The 15467-nt window shown below is 56.6% G+C and carries 14 protein-coding genes; 1 reads left to right on the top strand and 13 read right to left on the bottom strand.

Going from position 1 to position 15467, the window contains the following annotated elements:
• Positions 1–113: 113 nt before the first annotated feature.
• Positions 114–1013, bottom strand: coding sequence for a formyltetrahydrofolate deformylase (gene purU / locus HOP44_RS07380; RefSeq protein ID WP_172252018.1), 900 nt, complete (start codon positions 1011–1013; stop codon positions 114–116).
• A gap of 137 nt (positions 1014–1150) precedes the next feature.
• A complete protein-coding gene (locus HOP44_RS07375) occupies positions 1151–2278 on the bottom strand; it encodes a deoxyribonuclease IV (protein ID WP_172252016.1) in 1128 nt (375 codons plus the stop codon).
• A 463-nt stretch (positions 2279–2741) separates the two neighbouring features.
• On the opposite strand from HOP44_RS07375, the gene HOP44_RS07370 reads away from it, so the two are divergent.
• Positions 2742–3644 carry a TIGR01777 family oxidoreductase gene (locus tag HOP44_RS07370; protein ID WP_172252014.1) on the top strand — a complete coding sequence of 301 codons (903 nt, stop codon included), beginning with the start codon at positions 2742–2744 and terminating at the stop codon, positions 3642–3644.
• Positions 3645–3743: 99 nt separating this feature from the next.
• Here HOP44_RS07370 and HOP44_RS07365 read toward each other — a convergent pair whose 3' ends face one another.
• From HOP44_RS07365 to HOP44_RS07315, 11 genes are all read right to left on the bottom strand, one after another.
• Positions 3744–5603 (bottom strand): DUF6382 domain-containing protein, encoded by a 1860-nt coding sequence (locus HOP44_RS07365; RefSeq protein WP_172252012.1) that lies wholly within the window; start codon positions 5601–5603, stop codon positions 3744–3746.
• Positions 5604–5615: 12 nt separating this feature from the next.
• Complete coding sequence (locus HOP44_RS07360) at positions 5616–6131, bottom strand: A24 family peptidase (RefSeq protein ID WP_172252010.1); 516 nt, start codon at positions 6129–6131, stop codon at positions 5616–5618.
• A gap of 96 nt (positions 6132–6227) precedes the next feature.
• Complete coding sequence (locus tag HOP44_RS07355; protein WP_172252008.1) at positions 6228–7187, bottom strand: pilus assembly protein; 960 nt, start codon at positions 7185–7187, stop codon at positions 6228–6230.
• A gap of 16 nt (positions 7188–7203) precedes the next feature.
• Positions 7204–9489: a DUF5702 domain-containing protein gene (locus HOP44_RS07350; protein ID WP_172252006.1), complete on the bottom strand. Its 2286-nt coding sequence runs from the start codon at positions 9487–9489 to the stop codon at positions 7204–7206.
• Between the two features lie 63 nt (positions 9490–9552).
• On the bottom strand, positions 9553–10221 hold the full coding sequence (locus HOP44_RS07345; protein ID WP_172252004.1) for a TadE family protein: 669 nt from the start codon (positions 10219–10221) through the stop codon (positions 9553–9555).
• 38 nt (positions 10222–10259) lie between these two features.
• Positions 10260–10448 (bottom strand): Flp1 family type IVb pilin, encoded by a 189-nt coding sequence (locus tag HOP44_RS07340; RefSeq protein WP_172252002.1) that lies wholly within the window; start codon positions 10446–10448, stop codon positions 10260–10262.
• A 32-nt stretch (positions 10449–10480) separates the two neighbouring features.
• Complete coding sequence (locus HOP44_RS07335) at positions 10481–11359, bottom strand: type II secretion system F family protein (protein ID WP_172252000.1); 879 nt, start codon at positions 11357–11359, stop codon at positions 10481–10483.
• A gap of 13 nt (positions 11360–11372) precedes the next feature.
• Positions 11373–12260 carry a type II secretion system F family protein gene (locus tag HOP44_RS07330; protein ID WP_343059806.1) on the bottom strand — a complete coding sequence of 296 codons (888 nt, stop codon included), beginning with the start codon at positions 12258–12260 and terminating at the stop codon, positions 11373–11375.
• Positions 12257–13534 carry a TadA family conjugal transfer-associated ATPase gene (locus tag HOP44_RS07325; protein WP_425501825.1) on the bottom strand — a complete coding sequence of 426 codons (1278 nt, stop codon included), beginning with the start codon at positions 13532–13534 and terminating at the stop codon, positions 12257–12259. Before HOP44_RS07325 ends, HOP44_RS07330 begins: the two co-directional genes overlap by 4 nt.
• The gene (locus HOP44_RS07320; RefSeq protein WP_172251996.1) at positions 13531–14706 is read right to left on the bottom strand and encodes a nucleotide-binding protein; all 1176 of its coding nucleotides are present in this window, start codon (positions 14704–14706) and stop codon (positions 13531–13533) included. The genes HOP44_RS07325 and HOP44_RS07320 overlap by 4 nt, the downstream gene beginning before the upstream one ends.
• A 175-nt stretch (positions 14707–14881) precedes the next feature.
• Complete coding sequence (locus HOP44_RS07315) at positions 14882–15361, bottom strand: thiol-disulfide oxidoreductase DCC family protein (protein ID WP_246369680.1); 480 nt, start codon at positions 15359–15361, stop codon at positions 14882–14884.
• Positions 15362–15467: the final 106 nt, after the last annotated feature.

The following is a 15467-nucleotide window of genomic DNA, read 5'->3' as shown; positions in this document are numbered from 1 at the left end:
TGAGGTTTGCGTTCATCGGAAACACGCACGGTTCAAGCGGGTTTTCGAGGGGCGTAACCTAACATCGTTATCGGTCAAGGTACTAGTACCTTGTCAACACTAAGTGTACTGGATCAATTGAAGACGACCGTCTTGTTATGGTGAACCAGGATCCGGTCTTCGGCATGCCATTTGACCGCGCGCGCCAGAACGACCCGCTCGATCGTACGGCCGATCCGCTTCAGTTCCGGCACGTCGTCGCGGTGGCTGACCCGCTGGACGTCCTGCTCGATGATCGGGCCTCCGTCCAGCTCTTCCGTCACGTAATGCGCGGTTGCGCCGATGATTTTCACGCCGCGGTCGTAAGCCTGCGCATACGGCTTGCCCCCGACGAAGGCCGGCAGGAAGGAATGGTGGATATTGATGATGCGGTTGCGGTAATTTTCGATGAAATAAGGCGATACGATCTGCATGTAGCGCGCCAGGACGATCAGGTCGATATCGTTGCCGACCGCTTCGAGCTGCTGCCGCTCCGCTTCCGGTTTATTGTCTTTGGTAACCGGAATATGGCGGTATGCGATCCCGAACGATTCGACATACTCCCGCATATCCGGGTGATTGCTGACGACTACCGCGATTTCCGCGTCCAGATCGCCCGCCTGCCACTGCCAGAGCAGCTCGACGAGGCAGTGATCTTCTTTGGAGACAAACAGAGCGAGTTTTTTCTTTTTGGCCGCCTGGTAAATTTTCCAATCCATCTTGAAGCGATCGGCAATTTCCGCAAAATCGGATTCCAGCTTCGGCAGGCGTTCGTTCAGTCCGTCGAGATCGAACTCGATCCGCATAAAGAACATTCCGCCTTCGGGGTCCATCGTGTATTGATCGGACTGGACGATATTCGCTCCGTGATCGAACAGGAAACGCGATACCGCCGATACGATCCCCGGTCCGTCGGGACACGAGATAAGCATGCGGGCCCGGTGCTGCGGCTGCTGCGGGCCTGCGGAACCCGCGGTTTTGACATGTTGATCCATGATTCCGTAATCCTCCTTGGGTCCGGCTGCAAATGTGCGCACGCCGGCCTTCTCGACATAAGTGAAAGTGCAGGAAATGGCAGGCGGGTCCGGCGTCATAGACGCCGCGCACTGCTCCCCCGCTTTTTTGCAAAAATCTAGAAACGCGCCAATGCTTCCTTGCCCGCCAGTACGGCGATCAAACGTTTGTTGAGGTCTTCTTCGGACACGTTCGGCAGCACCGACTCCTGCAGAGCAAGATCGTACAGCCGTTCAAGCGGTTCGCGCGGATCGGCCTTTTTGGCTTTGGCGTCGTTCTTCAGTACGGCCCATGTATCGAGCGTAAACGAACGGGGATCGATCCCCTGCGCCGCGAAAAACGCATGCAGCTTCTCGACGTCTTCGCCGAAGCCTTTGCCGAAACGCTCGCTTACGGTGCCGCGCAGAAGCGCGATCTCGACTTCGTACATCGGACGCTGCGTTTTGACGTCTTTGCCGATCCACGGGGTCTCCAGAATGAACGGCAGATGGCTCAGCGACGCATGGTTGACCACCCGGTTGAGCGCTTCGAATCCGATCCAGCCCGCGCCGATCGGCGTATGGCGGTCTTTGCCGGCTCCGACCGGATTTTTGCTGTCGTTGATATGCATCACGCCGAGGCGGTCCAGTCCCACGATCTCGTCGAACTGCTTCAACACGCCGTCGAAGTCGCCCGCCACGTCGTAGCCTGCGTCGTGAATATGGCAGGTGTCCATGCAGACGCTGAGGCGCTCGTTGTTCGGCACTTTGTCGATGATGCGCGCGATCTCTTCGAACTTGCGGCCGACTTCCGTGCCTTTGCCCGCCATCGTCTCGAGCGCGATATTCACGTCGGTTTCTTCCACGCCGCTCAGCACTTCGGTCAGTCCCGCCGCGATACGTTCGATGCCGTATTCCAGATCCTTGTCCGTGAACGCGCCCGGGTGCAGCACGATCTGCTTGGTCCCGATCGCGTGGGTACGGCGGATTTCTTCCTGCAAAAAGCTGACCCCCAACTCGTACGTATGGTCTTTGTACGAAGCGAGATTGACGATGTACGGCGCGTGCACGACGATCTCCGGCACTCCGTTTTGCTCCATCAGCTTGAGTCCTTCTTCGATATTCATCGTTTCCATGGGCTTGCGCCGCGTGTTCTGCGGAGCGCCGGTATATATCATGAACGAGGTCGAGCCGTAGCTGTTCGCTTCGTTCGCCGCGCTCACCAGTCCCTTATCCGAAAAGGATACGTGGGAGCCGATTTTAAGCATGATTCATCCTCCTCTTTGTTTGCGGACGCCGGGCTGTTTTGCCAAAAAGCCACTTTTTCGCTTCCGACTACTACCTTGTCAACTCTTAATCAGAGGTTTACGTTCCCTTCAAACGCACACGCTTTAGGTGCGTTTGAAGGGGGCGTAACCTTACCTTTAGCGTTGACAAGGTACTACTGCCCGGCCTCCGTCCAAACCTTGTCTTATTTTAACGTGAAGCGGGCAAGAAATCCACGCATAAGAACGGATAAGACAGAACTGTCATCGAAGTCGGGAACGGAAAACGGACGCAGGCCTGCCAAAGCCCGCGGCGAAACCGATTTATAGCGGAATTCGCCTTCCGCGCACACCGAGTATTTGTAAAAAAGAAAGGAACATCGTTTAATAGAAGGAGAAGAACCGTAATAGTAAGGGTAAGTCCATTTGCGGACAAAGCGGAAGTTCCCGCACGAGGAGGTTCGGCATGAAGATCGCAATCAGCGGAGGAACGGGATTTATCGGCAAAAAACTGACGGCAAGACTGACGCAGTCGGGGCATGAGGCGGTGGCCATCTCGCGCAAAGCGGCGGAAGGACAAGGCGGAGGAAGCGCCACCCTCACCTGGGATCAGGTCGAACGCGATCCCCAGGCGCTGGCCGGCTTCGACGGCATCGTCAACCTGGCCGGTTCTTCGCTCAGCCAACGCTGGACGGATCAGGCCAAACAGGAAATGGAACGCTCCCGCCTGGAATCGACGCGCAAGCTGATCGCAGGCATCCGCGGCCTGGACCAGCCTCCGTCCGTATTTATTCAGGCGTCCGCGATCGGTATCTACGGCACGTCGGAAACGGCGGAGTTCGACGAAAACTCTCCGCCCGGCGGGCAGGACTTCCCTTCGCAGCTGTCCGTGAAATGGGAAGCGGCGGCCGACCCGATCGAAGCCATGGCGCAGACCCGGCTTGTTAAAATGCGGATCGGACTGGTCCTCGGCCGGGAAGCGGGCGTGTATCCGGTACTTAAACTGCCGTACAAACTGATGGGCGGCGGCAAGCTCGGCAGCGGGCGGCAGTGGATGTCGTGGATTCATATCGACGATCTGACGGCGCTGTTCGAATTCTGCCTGACGCACGAAAACATCGCCGGACCGGTCAATGCCGCCGCGCCGAATGCTGTTCGGCAGGACGAACTCGGCCGCGTGATCGGCGGCGCGATCCACCGTCCGCATTGGTTCCCCGTCCCTGCGGTGCTGATGCGCACCGTGCTCGGCGAAATGTCGCTGATGGTCACCGGCGGCCAGCACGTGATTCCGGCCGCGGCACTGAAAGCCGGCTTCGCATTCTCCCATCCTTATGTGGAAGAAGCGGTAAGGAACTTGGAAGCGAAGTAACGGATAATACCGCATATCATCAAAAAGTCAAAAAAGAGTCCGAATCAGGGAAACCTGGGCGGACTTTTTTCTTTTCTGATATTTCTTATTTGATATTTCTCATTGACCCCGCAGCGTATACGCAATCCCCGCAATCCGGAAGGTATCGCCTTCGTTCAATTCATAGGCTTTGTAAGGCGTGATAGGCTCGTCGTTCAATATCGTGCCGTTTCGGGAACCGATATCTTTGAGCGTGCAGCGGTCTCCAAAAAGCTCCAGCTCCACATGGGCACGGGAGATCCCGACCGCTGTCTCTACATGCTGGGATACGTCTGAGGCCCGCCCGATCGTGAAGCTGCCGCCCGGCAGCGCAATACTTTTGGGCAGCGTACCGTTCTCTACGCGTTCCAGCCGGTATCTCGGTCTGGAATCCGAGGCTCCGGAGATCGCTCCCGCCGGGACGTCGCTTCTTCCGCCGCCCAGCATGACGGTTGGCTGGGACGAGGACGAAGCGAGCATTCCGGTGCCGGCTTCCGGCAGAACAGACAGCGGACTCCCTTGTTCTTCCTGCATAGCATACCTTTGTCCGGCTGCGGAGAAACCCTCGTCCTCCTGCCCTCCCGCATAAGCCGGTCTCAAAAAGTCGGGCACGTTCCGGCGATCAGCCGCAGCCATCGCTGAAGCTCCGGACTGCGGCGTTCGGGGGACTCCCGGTGTTCTTCCCCCAAATTCTTGTTCCGCTTCCGGACGTCCATAGAATACCCGGTGTCCCGCAGCTCCGCGCGGCTCCTGCCAAGGAGAAGCCAGCGCCTGCGCTTCTTCTTCCTCCTGCCGCCGCTCCGAACCACGGCGGCCGAATTTCAGTTTGCCCGACCAACCGAGATAAGCAAAAACAAGCAGAAGCGGCGTAGCCACGGTGCAGACCAACAGACTTCCGGTTCCGGGATTGTCCATATACAGCATCTTCCACAGCACCGTCAGAAGCAGCAGTCCGATCAGCGGAGCAACCAAACGGCCGTTTTTTCCTTCTCCCGGCCCCACTTCTTCATAGGGCGTTTCCATCTCAAGCTGCGTGCGCGCCGGATCTTTGCGGTCATTCTGGCGTTTGGCGCTGCCCAGCAGCTTCCGGGGCAGGCGCCGTTCTTGTTCCTCCGCTTCAACCGGCGCGGCTCCCGAATTCCCGGAGAAGACGGAACCCGGAGCTTCGTTGTAAGCGTAATTTGTATGCCCGGATGCGTGGGAAAAAGCGCCGCCCGGGCCCTCTTCCCGCGCCCAACCGTTTCCCGATCCGGATGCGGAAGGGTTCCGGACGGGATCGCGGGAATCGGCATATTCTCCCATCGGGGGAAAAGGCTTGGGAGCCGCCGCACCCGCAGCTTCAAGACCTCCCGTAATCCGCTTCCCGCTTCCGGCCAGAAGTCCGATCAGCAGACTCTTGAGCGACTGCAGGGAAAAGGACGGCTGTTCGCACATCTGCAAAATCCGCTGGACTCCGGTTCCCCGAAGGTCGTCGACCGCCGTCATCCAGCGTGCAGCCAGGCCTCCGATCCGCTCCCGACTGGAAACGGCTTCGCCGGGTCCGTTAAGCGGCAGATACGTCAGATAGACCGTACCTTCTTTGAGCGGGCCGTCCATAAACATATACTCTTCCTTGAGCAAAAAACCGTTCGGATTCAACATATAGGTCATTCCGTATTCAAGCGCCGTGACGATTTGCAGCAGCAGCGCATAATATTCGACCAAAGTGATTTTTTCCGTCCGCATACACGTGGACAGCATTCTTTTGCCGCCTATATTGTAATGCAGTTCAGCCTCCGCATCGACTTCGCGCACATGCAGATCAAGCACATGCGGAACATTCGAAGAAGCGAGCATTTTGACCTGAACCCGGTTCAAGTCGTCTCCGCCCAGTTTGTGCTTGCTCTTTAGTACCATATAAGTCGTATCGCTCTGGACAAAATCGGTGACAAACTCCTCCACGTTCAACACTCCTCAGTACATATAAAAGTAACCGGCCAATGCGCCGGGCAGAACCGCCCACATAAAAGGAAACGTCAGATGATTAATCCGGTCCGCCGTCAGCGGAGCGAGGCTGCGAAACATGAATATTCCGGCCATGCTGCCGAAAATCGCTTTGATTCGGCGCATCCCTTCGCGCCTCCAGCACAAAATGCCCAGTCCGATCGCTCCCGCAAACAAAATGGAATACAGCAGGGTCTGCGCAGTGAACAACAGACCTGTCCATGCCCCGATTCCGGCAAACAACTTGACGTCTCCGGCGCCTACGGCTCCAAGCAGATACAGAATAAACAAGACGACAAATCCCGCCGCACAGCCTTGAAAGGCAAACAAGATTCCCTTTAAACCGTGCACGGCTGCCTGATACAACAGTCCGCTTGCGGCAAAAGCCAGGTTAAGCCGATTCGGAATCCTGCGTGTGCGGATATCCGTCATAAAAGCCATCGTCAAAAAAATGCCGCAGCCGATAAAAGCCAAAGTGTCGTTCATGCGATATCCTCTTTTCTTTTTCTTCATTAATAGGGAGGGGAATGAAAAGGCATCGGCCTTTGCCGGCTGCGGCTTTCTTCCGGCTGTTCGGATGTCTTACTCGCGCTTGCGGACTTCGAACGACGCTTCGGCGGATGCGGCTCCATCGACTTCTACAACCAATGTCCAATCGCCGGGCGTCGTATTGCCGCCGACCAGCCAGGTCCAGGACAGATTGCCCGAAGCATCGGCGGTCTGCCGGCCCAGATACCGCGCCTTGCTGTTTCCGCTTTTGTAGACGACTTTAATTGCTGCAGTTTGCCCCGGCCGAACTTTGGCCGTCACGGTCGCGCGGCTGCCCGGATAAGCCGGATCGGGTACCGACGTAATGACTGCCGGGGTTCCGGCTTCAGTCCCTGTTTCGCCCCCTACCCCTTCTTCCGCCGTTTCCCCCGTATCGCCGATCCAGGCTCTTTCTTCCGCTTTGGCCCGGATCGACAAGGATTTTCCGGTGAACGGGACTTTGATCGGAAGCTCATAGGTCAGTTCCACACCAAAATAAGGCTGATTGCCGGCTCCCGTTGTCGGAACGGTAAGGCCGATGACATGCAGCTTGTCCGCATCCAGCGGGCCGCCCTCGATCAGCGGAGTCAACAGAGGCTTGATCGCCGGGTCAAGCACGGCCGAAGCCGCTTCGTCTTTCAGGGACTGCAGAGGCAGATCGCCTTTGGCCGCCGCTTCCCCAATCCATTTGCCGATCGGAGCAGGCAGCGAAGAAGCATATTCCGCCGCCAGTTCACTGAACGATATTTTCGAGAATCCCTGCAGGGCTTTGGCTACCGGTTCCGTTTTGCCCAGATTGTCCGCCGCCATCTGTACGGGATACAGATGCGTCGATACCTGCTTGGCCGCTTCCGAAGCGGTAGTCTGAAGGACCGTCGAGTAGGCGGTCATCTGAACGATATAAGCCAAGAAAATAAACAAGAATAAAAAGAGGGGCAGGACGAGCGACGCTTCCACTACGATGCTGCCCCGTTCGCCGGCCAGCCGCCGGCTCTTGCTTGGAACTCGCTTCATGAGCCGCCTCCGGGTTTCAATAAGAGTAATCCGCCTGCAGATCGATCGTGTACTCGCTTCCTGACGCTGTGCCTTCGCCGACTCCAAGCGTTTCCATCACGCCCGGCAGGAACCAGACCGGCATGGAGATCGCCGCATCGCCGGACAGATACGTATAATGATCGTCGGGATTGACGCCGGTATCGAACCGGATGACAGCAAGCATTCGGGACAGCCGATTGTCGTTGCCGGGATGGGCGAACAGAAACAGTCTCAAGTGATCTTTGTAAGTCAGCTTGATCTTGAGCGTCTTGCTCAATTCCACATAGCCCTGTTGGGCCAGCATCGTCATATCGAGGATCGCCTGCGTAATCCCCTGCACCAGCGCTTTGGCAAAAATGACAAGCGGATTGCCGAAAGCCAAGATAGCCGGATCGGTGAGCGCCTCCATCGTCCGAATAGACATCCGCATAGCGAAGATCTCCCCGTAAGCAGCCGCGATATTTCCTCCCGGATTCCCGAACCCGTACAGAATATATTCCAATTCCTGATTCTCCACGCTGACCAGATCCGCGGTGGCCGAACCGTCCAGCGGCGTTCCGGGTTTGGCCAGCTCCTGGATTTTTGCATAATTGAAATTGGAAAAATGGTCCGAAGCGTATTCGTTTTGCAGCAGCCGGTCGCCCGAAGCGTCCAGTACGCCCGCAATTCCCCCGAAAAATCCATCCATGTCTTCCATTGCCTCTTTGCCGGCCGCGGCCGCATCTTCTTCCCATTTCGCCGCTTCGTTCGCCGCAGAGATCCCTTTGTTCAAACTCACGTTCTCCGCGTAATACTTCTCCAACTCCCGGAAGTCTTCGTGGTGGCCTTTGGTTTCCGACAGGAATTTGAGAATCTCTCCGACTTCTTTAAGTTTGTTATTGGCTTTTTGTTCTTCCTGCTTGCGCAGTTCGTCGTCCGCACGGTGCTTTTTGAATTCTTCTTCGGTTTCACGGATTACGCTGCCTCCGCTTCCGTAACGGCTGTTATAATCGGATGCGGTTCTGCCTGCGCTGACCACCATGCGCTTCAACGTATAACCGTTCATCCCCGCATCTCCGAAAGCTCTTCCCAAAGTCTGCTGCAGGGTATTCACATCCGACTGCATGGCGGTAAATCCTTGTTCCTGACCCACGATACGCTGCTCCATTCCGGAGAAAAAATCCGGCTGCAGCGGCAGCTCTTTCATCTTTTCGCGAATCGAAGCCATATCTCCCGTAGGACCGCCTTCCGCTCCCGGAATATCCGAACGCGTGACCGTATCGTATGAACCGTCCGCGCCGCGGGTCCCGATCGAAGCAATTACCGCTTCCATCTCCGTATTGATCGCCTGGGCTTTGAGCAAATGCTCCCGCGCCTGCTTAAGATCCTGCTCATGCGGAGGAAAAGCGGAGGTAACCGTACGCTGCATACGACCTGTCACATGTGCCGATCCCGACTCGTAAGCGGAGATTCGGGCGAGCAGCTGGAGCCATTCCAGAAATCCGGGATCGGGTTCTCCTTTCCCGTCTTTTTCCGGCGGAGCGCTTTCCGAAGACACCTTTTGCTTCTGCGTCTGATAATCGTTGTACTGCGCTGCCATATCGGCGGCCGACGACACTCCGCCAAGCGAAGCGTCCGCAATATCGTTGGCGCCGTTCGTCCCGATTTGTTCGGTCAGCCCGTCCGTGCGTTTACCGGCTTCTTTTTGCAGTTTCAGCATGCTGTCGAGCTCCGCCTCGCGTTTGTCGTACAACTTTTGCAGTTTTTCCAGGATCTCCACCGTTCCCGAGGCTTCTTTCATGGTTTGGGACATCGGTTTGAATCGGCCCACCACCTCGATCGCAAAGTTGACCGGAGCTTTGTATTTCATCTCTTCGTTGATCTGATTCTTGAAAATCTCGTAGTTCCCAAGTTCGCGGCTCAACTCCACCGATGACGAGAGCAGCTTGGCGTCCAGAATCGGCAGAACCTCTTCTCTCGCTTTGTACGCCAGACTTCGTTCAAGCACTCCGGAAAAGATTAGGGAAGGATCGCTGTCTCCGTAAGCAAACAGTCCGTAACTGCGCTGCAGCTCCGGTACATAAGCGGACAGCACCGAGCGTGTCGCCGCATGCAGCAGACGTTCGCTTTTGGCTTTAAGCGCCGACATTCGCGAATAGTCGATAAAGATCGCGACAAATGCCAGCGTAACCGCCAGAATCAAACTCAGAAAAATCGTAATCGAACCGTGTTCTTTTTTCCAAAGATGGGGCTTTAGGATAAACAGCGTCTTTCTGCAATATTTGCCCGTTCGGAATCTCATGACTTCACCCCCGCGCCGGAATGCATCCATGTACGCGCATCCCGGCTTTCCTTCATACCGCATTTACTTTTTGGCTTTTTTGCCCAATTGCACGCCTGCGTTCTTTGGAGTCATCGCAACGGCTGCGCCGCCTTTTTCACGGTTCGGAACCGCCTGGTCCGCTTTAAATTTGCCGGCATAATAGCGGACCAATTCGATATTGCGAATAAATTCTGCCGGTTCGACGACAGTCGAGTACTGGGAACCGCCCATCCGGTCTCCGGCGATCCGTTTGATCGGCACGAGATTGAGCGGCGTATACAAGACCGTGGTGATCGGATGCAGCAGTCCGCGCTTGCTGGTCATCGTTCCGGTCATTCCTGAAGGAAGCGGCTCTGCGGCTTTCGCCATTTTGACAGCGCCCAGCGATCCTCCCCCTCCCGGTACGTTAATCGTCTCCGAAGCCTCGCCGCCGCCTATTCCGCTGAAGAGTGAAGCAAGCAGCTGGTCTTCGGTCAAACGCCAATACAGATCTTCCGTCTGATCTACGCCGAAACGTCCTGTACGCGATTCCTTGTATTGGTTGTTCCAGCTGTAGGCTGCCCGTTCCGATGTAATCGCGGAAGCCTGAACAAGCATGGCACTTTGGTACAGATACAGGCAGAGCATCAAGATCATGACCACGCAGAGCATGACGATCGGCATGACGAAGGCGGATTCGATGGTGAAGCTTCCCCGATTTTCATAAAGCATAGATTTCAAAATCTTCGGGCATGAACGCTTAATCATATTCACTTGAAAAATTCTTCACTTTTGGTGTTCACGCTCGAGAGCAGATTGGTGACCAAGGCTGTAATTTGTTTTTTGAAAATCAGGGCAATAATTAACGTCACCCCAATGATCAGAATAACTTCCAGCGTCCCCAACCCCTCTTCCTCTTTCCAAAACCCTTTCACTTTGCTCCCGATTGCCTGCAGCATACCTATTCCTCCTCATATTGTTAAAATAGTGGTTACATCTGAATCAGCATCATGGCCGGGCCTCCGACCATCAGCATGACGACAATCAGAATCAGCATCATCGGAAAAACCATTTTCGACGATGCTTTTTCGCCTTGAATTCGGCCCAGCGATTTGCGTTTCTCCCACAGCGTTCTCGACAAGTCCCGCAGCGCCATCGCAAACTCCCCGCCGCCGCGTTTATGGTTCAGCAGCACCGTCGTGACGAATACCGTAGCATCCTGGACGCCGCAGCGTTTGCCGAACTGTTCGAAAGCCTGATGAAAAGGATCTCCGCTGCGCCACTCGGCGACCATACGCTCCAATTCTTTGTACAGTGGATGATCGCTGCCTTCTTTCTGCTGGGAACAGCGGACAATCGCCTGCTGCACCGTTTCCCCCGCACCGACCAGCAGCACGATTTTGTTCAACATTTCCGGCAGTTCCAGCAGAATCTTTTCTTCCCGCTGCTTGACCTTGGACGCGAGATCTTTGATCAGCGCAAAAGGCAGAACGATCGCAAGTCCGAGACCGATCAGCAGCCAAGCGGCGGAACCGCTGTTGGCAATCGCCATGATGCATCCGAAGACGATCAGCAGCATCGCATACAGCAGCATTTGGGCCATGAACAGCATCGTTCTCTCCGCGCTGTCTCTCAATCCTTCGCCGCGCTGTACGGAAGACTGGAGTTTGTGAAAAAATATCGGAAAACGCGCGGCAATCCGCATCCGTTCCACCAGCACCAGCATCGGCGGCAGCAGCCTGCGCATGCGGATTCCTTCCATCGGCAGCACCGCCACCTTGTTGTGCGCCGGCTGCCGCTTGGTCCAAGCAACCAGCAGGGCAGCCGCCAGAATCAGCAGCATCATCCCCGAAAAAGCCGTTACCAACATGTCTTCCCTCCGCTCAGATTTGAATATTCATGATCCGTCCCATCAGCCAGGCGCTCAGAAACATCAGGCCGAGTCCGACGGTCGCCAGAATGATTCCCATCGGAGAACCGTACAGCGGAGCCATAAATTCCGGTGCCGACGCATTGATAAACAGAATGAAAATAAACGGCGTTCCCAGCAAAATATTCGATTCGAACTTTTTCTGCGCAACCATCACCGAGATGTCCTGCTGAATATCCATCTTCTCTCCGATTACGGTCGACGTTCGCCGAATGACTTCGATCAGGTCGCCGCCTGTCCGCTTGCAGGTCACAAATACATCGATAAAATTGTCGATCTCTTCGATCTTCGCCCGCCGGCCGAAATCGAGCAGCGCGGATTCGATCGGTTCGCCGTATTCCAGCCTTGTCGTGATCACATCCAGCTCGCGAATCATGTCGCTGCTCCCTCCCGGATACAGCAGATCCAGATCTTTCGAAGCTTCGCGAAAAGCATTCTCGACCGAGCGCCCGGCCGCCATCGATGAGGACAAAGAATACAGAGCCTGCTTGAAATGCAGCTTGAGCAGCGTACGCTTGCGCCGGATCTGCCGCTTGCGCCACATTCCGGGCGCTTTCAGCGCGGGCAGGGTCAGCAGCAGCGCCAGTATCCACATTTGATAGAAGATCATGCCTACCGCAAACAGCAGAGCGGCTGCGACCGCGATGCTGAGGACCTTCTCGTAACCGTCCAGCGCATGCGCGGTATAATCTTTCAATTTGTCCGCCGATGCCGCAGAAGCAGAATGCGACTCCTCTTCTCCTGCAGCCCGGACGCTTGGCGGAATACTTTTTCCGGATGCGGCTTTGCCTCTGGCCGGCCTGCGGGTCCCGCTTGGGCTTGTACGCAGCAATAAATTCACCCCCCCTCAGGCAGCCCGGCAATCCTGCGCCAGTCGGCCGCTCCCGCATTTTGCAGTTTTTCCGTATGCTTCATCGGTTCCGCACTCCGCTGCAGCCGGCCGGCAATCCGTCCATCCCGTTCCCCTTCTTCCTTGAACAGAAACAGCGGCCTCAGCTCGACCTGACCGCCGTTCATTCCGGTCACTTCGCTAATCTCCACGACCCGGCGCGAACGGTCCCGCAGCCGGGACAGATGGACGAACACGTCGATCGCCGAAGAAATCTGCTGGCGTACGACTTCAATCGGCAGATCCGCGCCGCTCAGCACCATCGTTTCCAGACGGCTGAGCATGTCTTTGGCGCTGTTCGCGTGACCTGTGGACAAGCTTCCATCGTGCCCGGTGTTCATCGCCTGCAGCATATCCAAAGCCTCCGCGCCGCGCACTTCGCCGACGACGATCCGGTTGGGCCGCATGCGCAGCGAGGAGCGGATCAGATCGCGGATCGAAATCTCGCCTTTGCCTTCCACATTGGCGTTCCGCGTCTCAAGCGATACCAGGTTCGGCACCGTCACGATCTGCAGTTCCGCCGAGTCTTCGATCGTAATGACCCGTTCGTCGGGCGGAATATACTGTGACAGCGCATTGAGGAACGTCGTCTTGCCCGAACCGGTCCCTCCGCTGATAAAAATGTTATAGCGGCTGCGTACGAGCGATTTGAGCACTTCCGCGGATTCTTCGTCCAGCGCGCCGCGGCGAACCAGTTCGTTCATGGTCATCGGCTGCTCGGGGAATTTGCGGATCGTCATCGTCGGGCCTTTGAGCGCGATCGGCGGCAGCACCACGTTGACCCGGGATCCGTCTTTGAGCCGGGCGTCGACGATCGGGGAAGATTCGTTGACGATCCGGTTGACCCCGGAAACGATCGTCTGCACGATATCTTCCAGCTTCTCGCGCGATTCGAACGACTGCGGAATCCGCTGCACTTCCCCTTCCCGCTCGATAAAAATTTCCTGGTGTCCGTTGATCATGATCTCCGTGACGCTCTTGTCGTCCACCAGCGGCTGCAGGATATCCAAGCCCCGGAACGAATCGTACACCCGGCGCACCAGCATCCTTTTCTCGCCGGACGTCATCGCCGAAGAACGGCTGTCGGACAGCGCCTTGCGTTCGATCCTTGTCATCAGCTCGCCGTCGTCCGCCGTCTGCGTCACATCGAGCGAAGACCGGACTTCGGCGCGCATGGCGCGAAACAGTTCTTCCTGCAAAAGCTCTTCCGCTTCCGCCGGCTTCATGGCCGTCCTCCTGCCATAAGCGGGGCTTCATGACCGACCAGAGTCCGCTGCACCGGCCGGCCCAGCTCCAGCTGTTCGCACAGCGTCAGAATATCCCGCTGGAAGATCGGCGAGCCCAGCAGGATATCTTCCCGCGACAGGTATTTCCATGAAGGAATGTAAGACAGGAACGCCATCGGACGAATCTCGGGGCGGGGCAGCCGGTTCTCCAGGCGACCTCCGTAACGATTGACCACGAAAGTGCTTTTGGCGAGCAGCGCATAAAAAGATTCCGACTGTTTGGTTTCCCAATGATTCATCCATCCCGACGTTTTGCGCAGATGCAGCAGATCGTCGGTAAGCAGCCACAGCACACGATCCGCTCTCTGCAGCATTGCCCGGGAGCGCTCGTGACTCTCGGTATCGGTATCGGCCACGATCACGTCGCAGGCTCCGCCGGCAGACAGATAATCGAGAAGCGCCGTCGTATCCGCTTCGTTCATCTGGAGCAGCTCGTCCGGCCGGTCCAGCGGCGGAAAAGAAATACATTTGAGCGTTTCCTGAAAAGGGGCGCAGCGCGACAGCGGAAAGCGGCAGGCCTCCCCATTCTCCCGGGCGGCTCTCAGTTCATACAGCAGCTCGGGCAGTCCGCCTTCGCTGCCGCTGCTGCCGGCCGCGTTCCGGAACGAAGCGGCACTGTCCACATTCTCGAGATTCAGATAGAAGACCCGAAGCCCCCGGCTGCCGAGCTGTTTGACCAGATTCATCGCGACCGTCGTCTTCCCCGCACCCGGCGCCGCCGAATACACCGCAATCACCTCGGCCCCGGACTCGGACATCCTTCCGGAAACCTGAGCCGTCCCTGCCAGATCCATAACCGTCGTCAGCAGCAGATTGAGCGGTTGAAACGGCAGCAGCACGGGACCTCCCAGCGCCAGACTCTCTTCTCCGCCGCCCAATACCGCCCAGGGAATTCCCCGTCCGCCGTCCGAAGCCAACCACGGTCTCAAGAAAGCGGGCTCGCCCAACACGAAGTCCGGACAGCTCTCTTCCATCCCTTCCAGAAAAGCCTCGATTTTTGAAAAAGCTCTTACGCTTACCTGTTTCGCAAATTCTCCGGTACGTGCATACAGAAGAAAAGGTTCGATATATTGCTCGTCCTCCACCGCCAACGTAATCTGCAAATTCCGCATGCTTGTTCGCCCCCTTTTTCCGTCAAACGAAAAAAAGCACCGCTCCGGGATTCGCCGTATTCGGCAAATCAGGAGCGGTGCTTCCGCTGTCTTGCATCAATTTATCCTCACAATAGCATAGAGCCTACAAGCAGGCAAGACCCATTTTTTTCTTTTTTAACCGGGGACAGCCGGTTCAGGCCTGGCCCGCGCCCGTATCCAAAAACCGCTTGCGCACACTGGGCGGCGGAATCGGACAGGTGTCGTCTTTGCCGAACCAACGGTAGCGATTGCGGGCGATATAACGGTAGACCGCATCCCGCAGCGGCCGCGGCACGATCAGCAGCGCAGACAGCAGCGGCCATGGGAAACGAAGTTTCCGGGCAATTCGCAGCGCGGCGGTGGAGCGTACATATTTGTGTCCGTTCTCGATCAGGACCAGCGTATTGGGTTCTCCGGATTGTTCGAAGCCCGTTCCGCCGGCCAGCTCCGTACCGAGTTCGGACTGCAGCGAAGCGAACTGGAAATTCCCTTTGGGATCGCGCGCCACAATAAATCTTACGGCTCCCTGGCAGAAGTGGCAGACGCCGTCGATCAAGACGATCTTTTGTGCGCCGGTTTGGATATCGGTCCGGTCATTTGTATTCTTATCGGTTCTCAAGGCTGTCGTACTCATGCTGTCGCCTCCTAAGTCGAAAAGATTCGCTTTCTCGCAATGGCTGACGCCTTAGTATCCCTTTAACCGCCCCTACCGTCTTGAACCTCATTTGTTTAAAGAGAAC

It is taken from the genome of Saccharibacillus deserti (genome assembly GCF_013618475.1).
Classification (GTDB): domain Bacteria; phylum Bacillota; class Bacilli; order Paenibacillales; family Paenibacillaceae; genus Saccharibacillus; species Saccharibacillus deserti.
Note: the sequence above shows the minus strand (reverse complement) of the source record. Positions and strands in the feature narration are given on the sequence as shown.

What these genes read in the sequence shown, in the direction of transcription:
- HOP44_RS07315 (WP_246369680.1), bottom strand. Translation starts at nt 15,361, where the DNA reads ATGAGTACGACAGCCTTGAGAACCGATAAGAATACAAATGACCGGACC.
- HOP44_RS07375 (WP_172252016.1), bottom strand. Translation starts at nt 2,278, where the DNA reads ATGCTTAAAATCGGCTCCCACGTATCCTTTTCGGATAAGGGACTGGTG.
- HOP44_RS07340 (WP_172252002.1), bottom strand. Translation starts at nt 10,448, where the DNA reads ATGCTGCAGGCAATCGGGAGCAAAGTGAAAGGGTTTTGGAAAGAGGAA.
- purU (WP_172252018.1), bottom strand. Translation starts at nt 1,013, where the DNA reads ATGGATCAACATGTCAAAACCGCGGGTTCCGCAGGCCCGCAGCAGCCG.
- HOP44_RS07350 (WP_172252006.1), bottom strand. Translation starts at nt 9,489, where the DNA reads ATGAGATTCCGAACGGGCAAATATTGCAGAAAGACGCTGTTTATCCTA.
- HOP44_RS07345 (WP_172252004.1), bottom strand. Translation starts at nt 10,221, where the DNA reads ATGCTTTATGAAAATCGGGGAAGCTTCACCATCGAATCCGCCTTCGTC.
- HOP44_RS07335 (WP_172252000.1), bottom strand. Translation starts at nt 11,359, where the DNA reads ATGTTGGTAACGGCTTTTTCGGGGATGATGCTGCTGATTCTGGCGGCT.
- HOP44_RS07325 (WP_425501825.1), bottom strand. Translation starts at nt 13,534, where the DNA reads ATGAAGCCGGCGGAAGCGGAAGAGCTTTTGCAGGAAGAACTGTTTCGC.
- HOP44_RS07355 (WP_172252008.1), bottom strand. Translation starts at nt 7,187, where the DNA reads ATGAAGCGAGTTCCAAGCAAGAGCCGGCGGCTGGCCGGCGAACGGGGC.
- HOP44_RS07370 (WP_172252014.1), top strand. Translation starts at nt 2,742, where the DNA reads ATGAAGATCGCAATCAGCGGAGGAACGGGATTTATCGGCAAAAAACTG.
- HOP44_RS07360 (WP_172252010.1), bottom strand. Translation starts at nt 6,131, where the DNA reads ATGAACGACACTTTGGCTTTTATCGGCTGCGGCATTTTTTTGACGATG.
- HOP44_RS07320 (WP_172251996.1), bottom strand. Translation starts at nt 14,706, where the DNA reads ATGCGGAATTTGCAGATTACGTTGGCGGTGGAGGACGAGCAATATATC.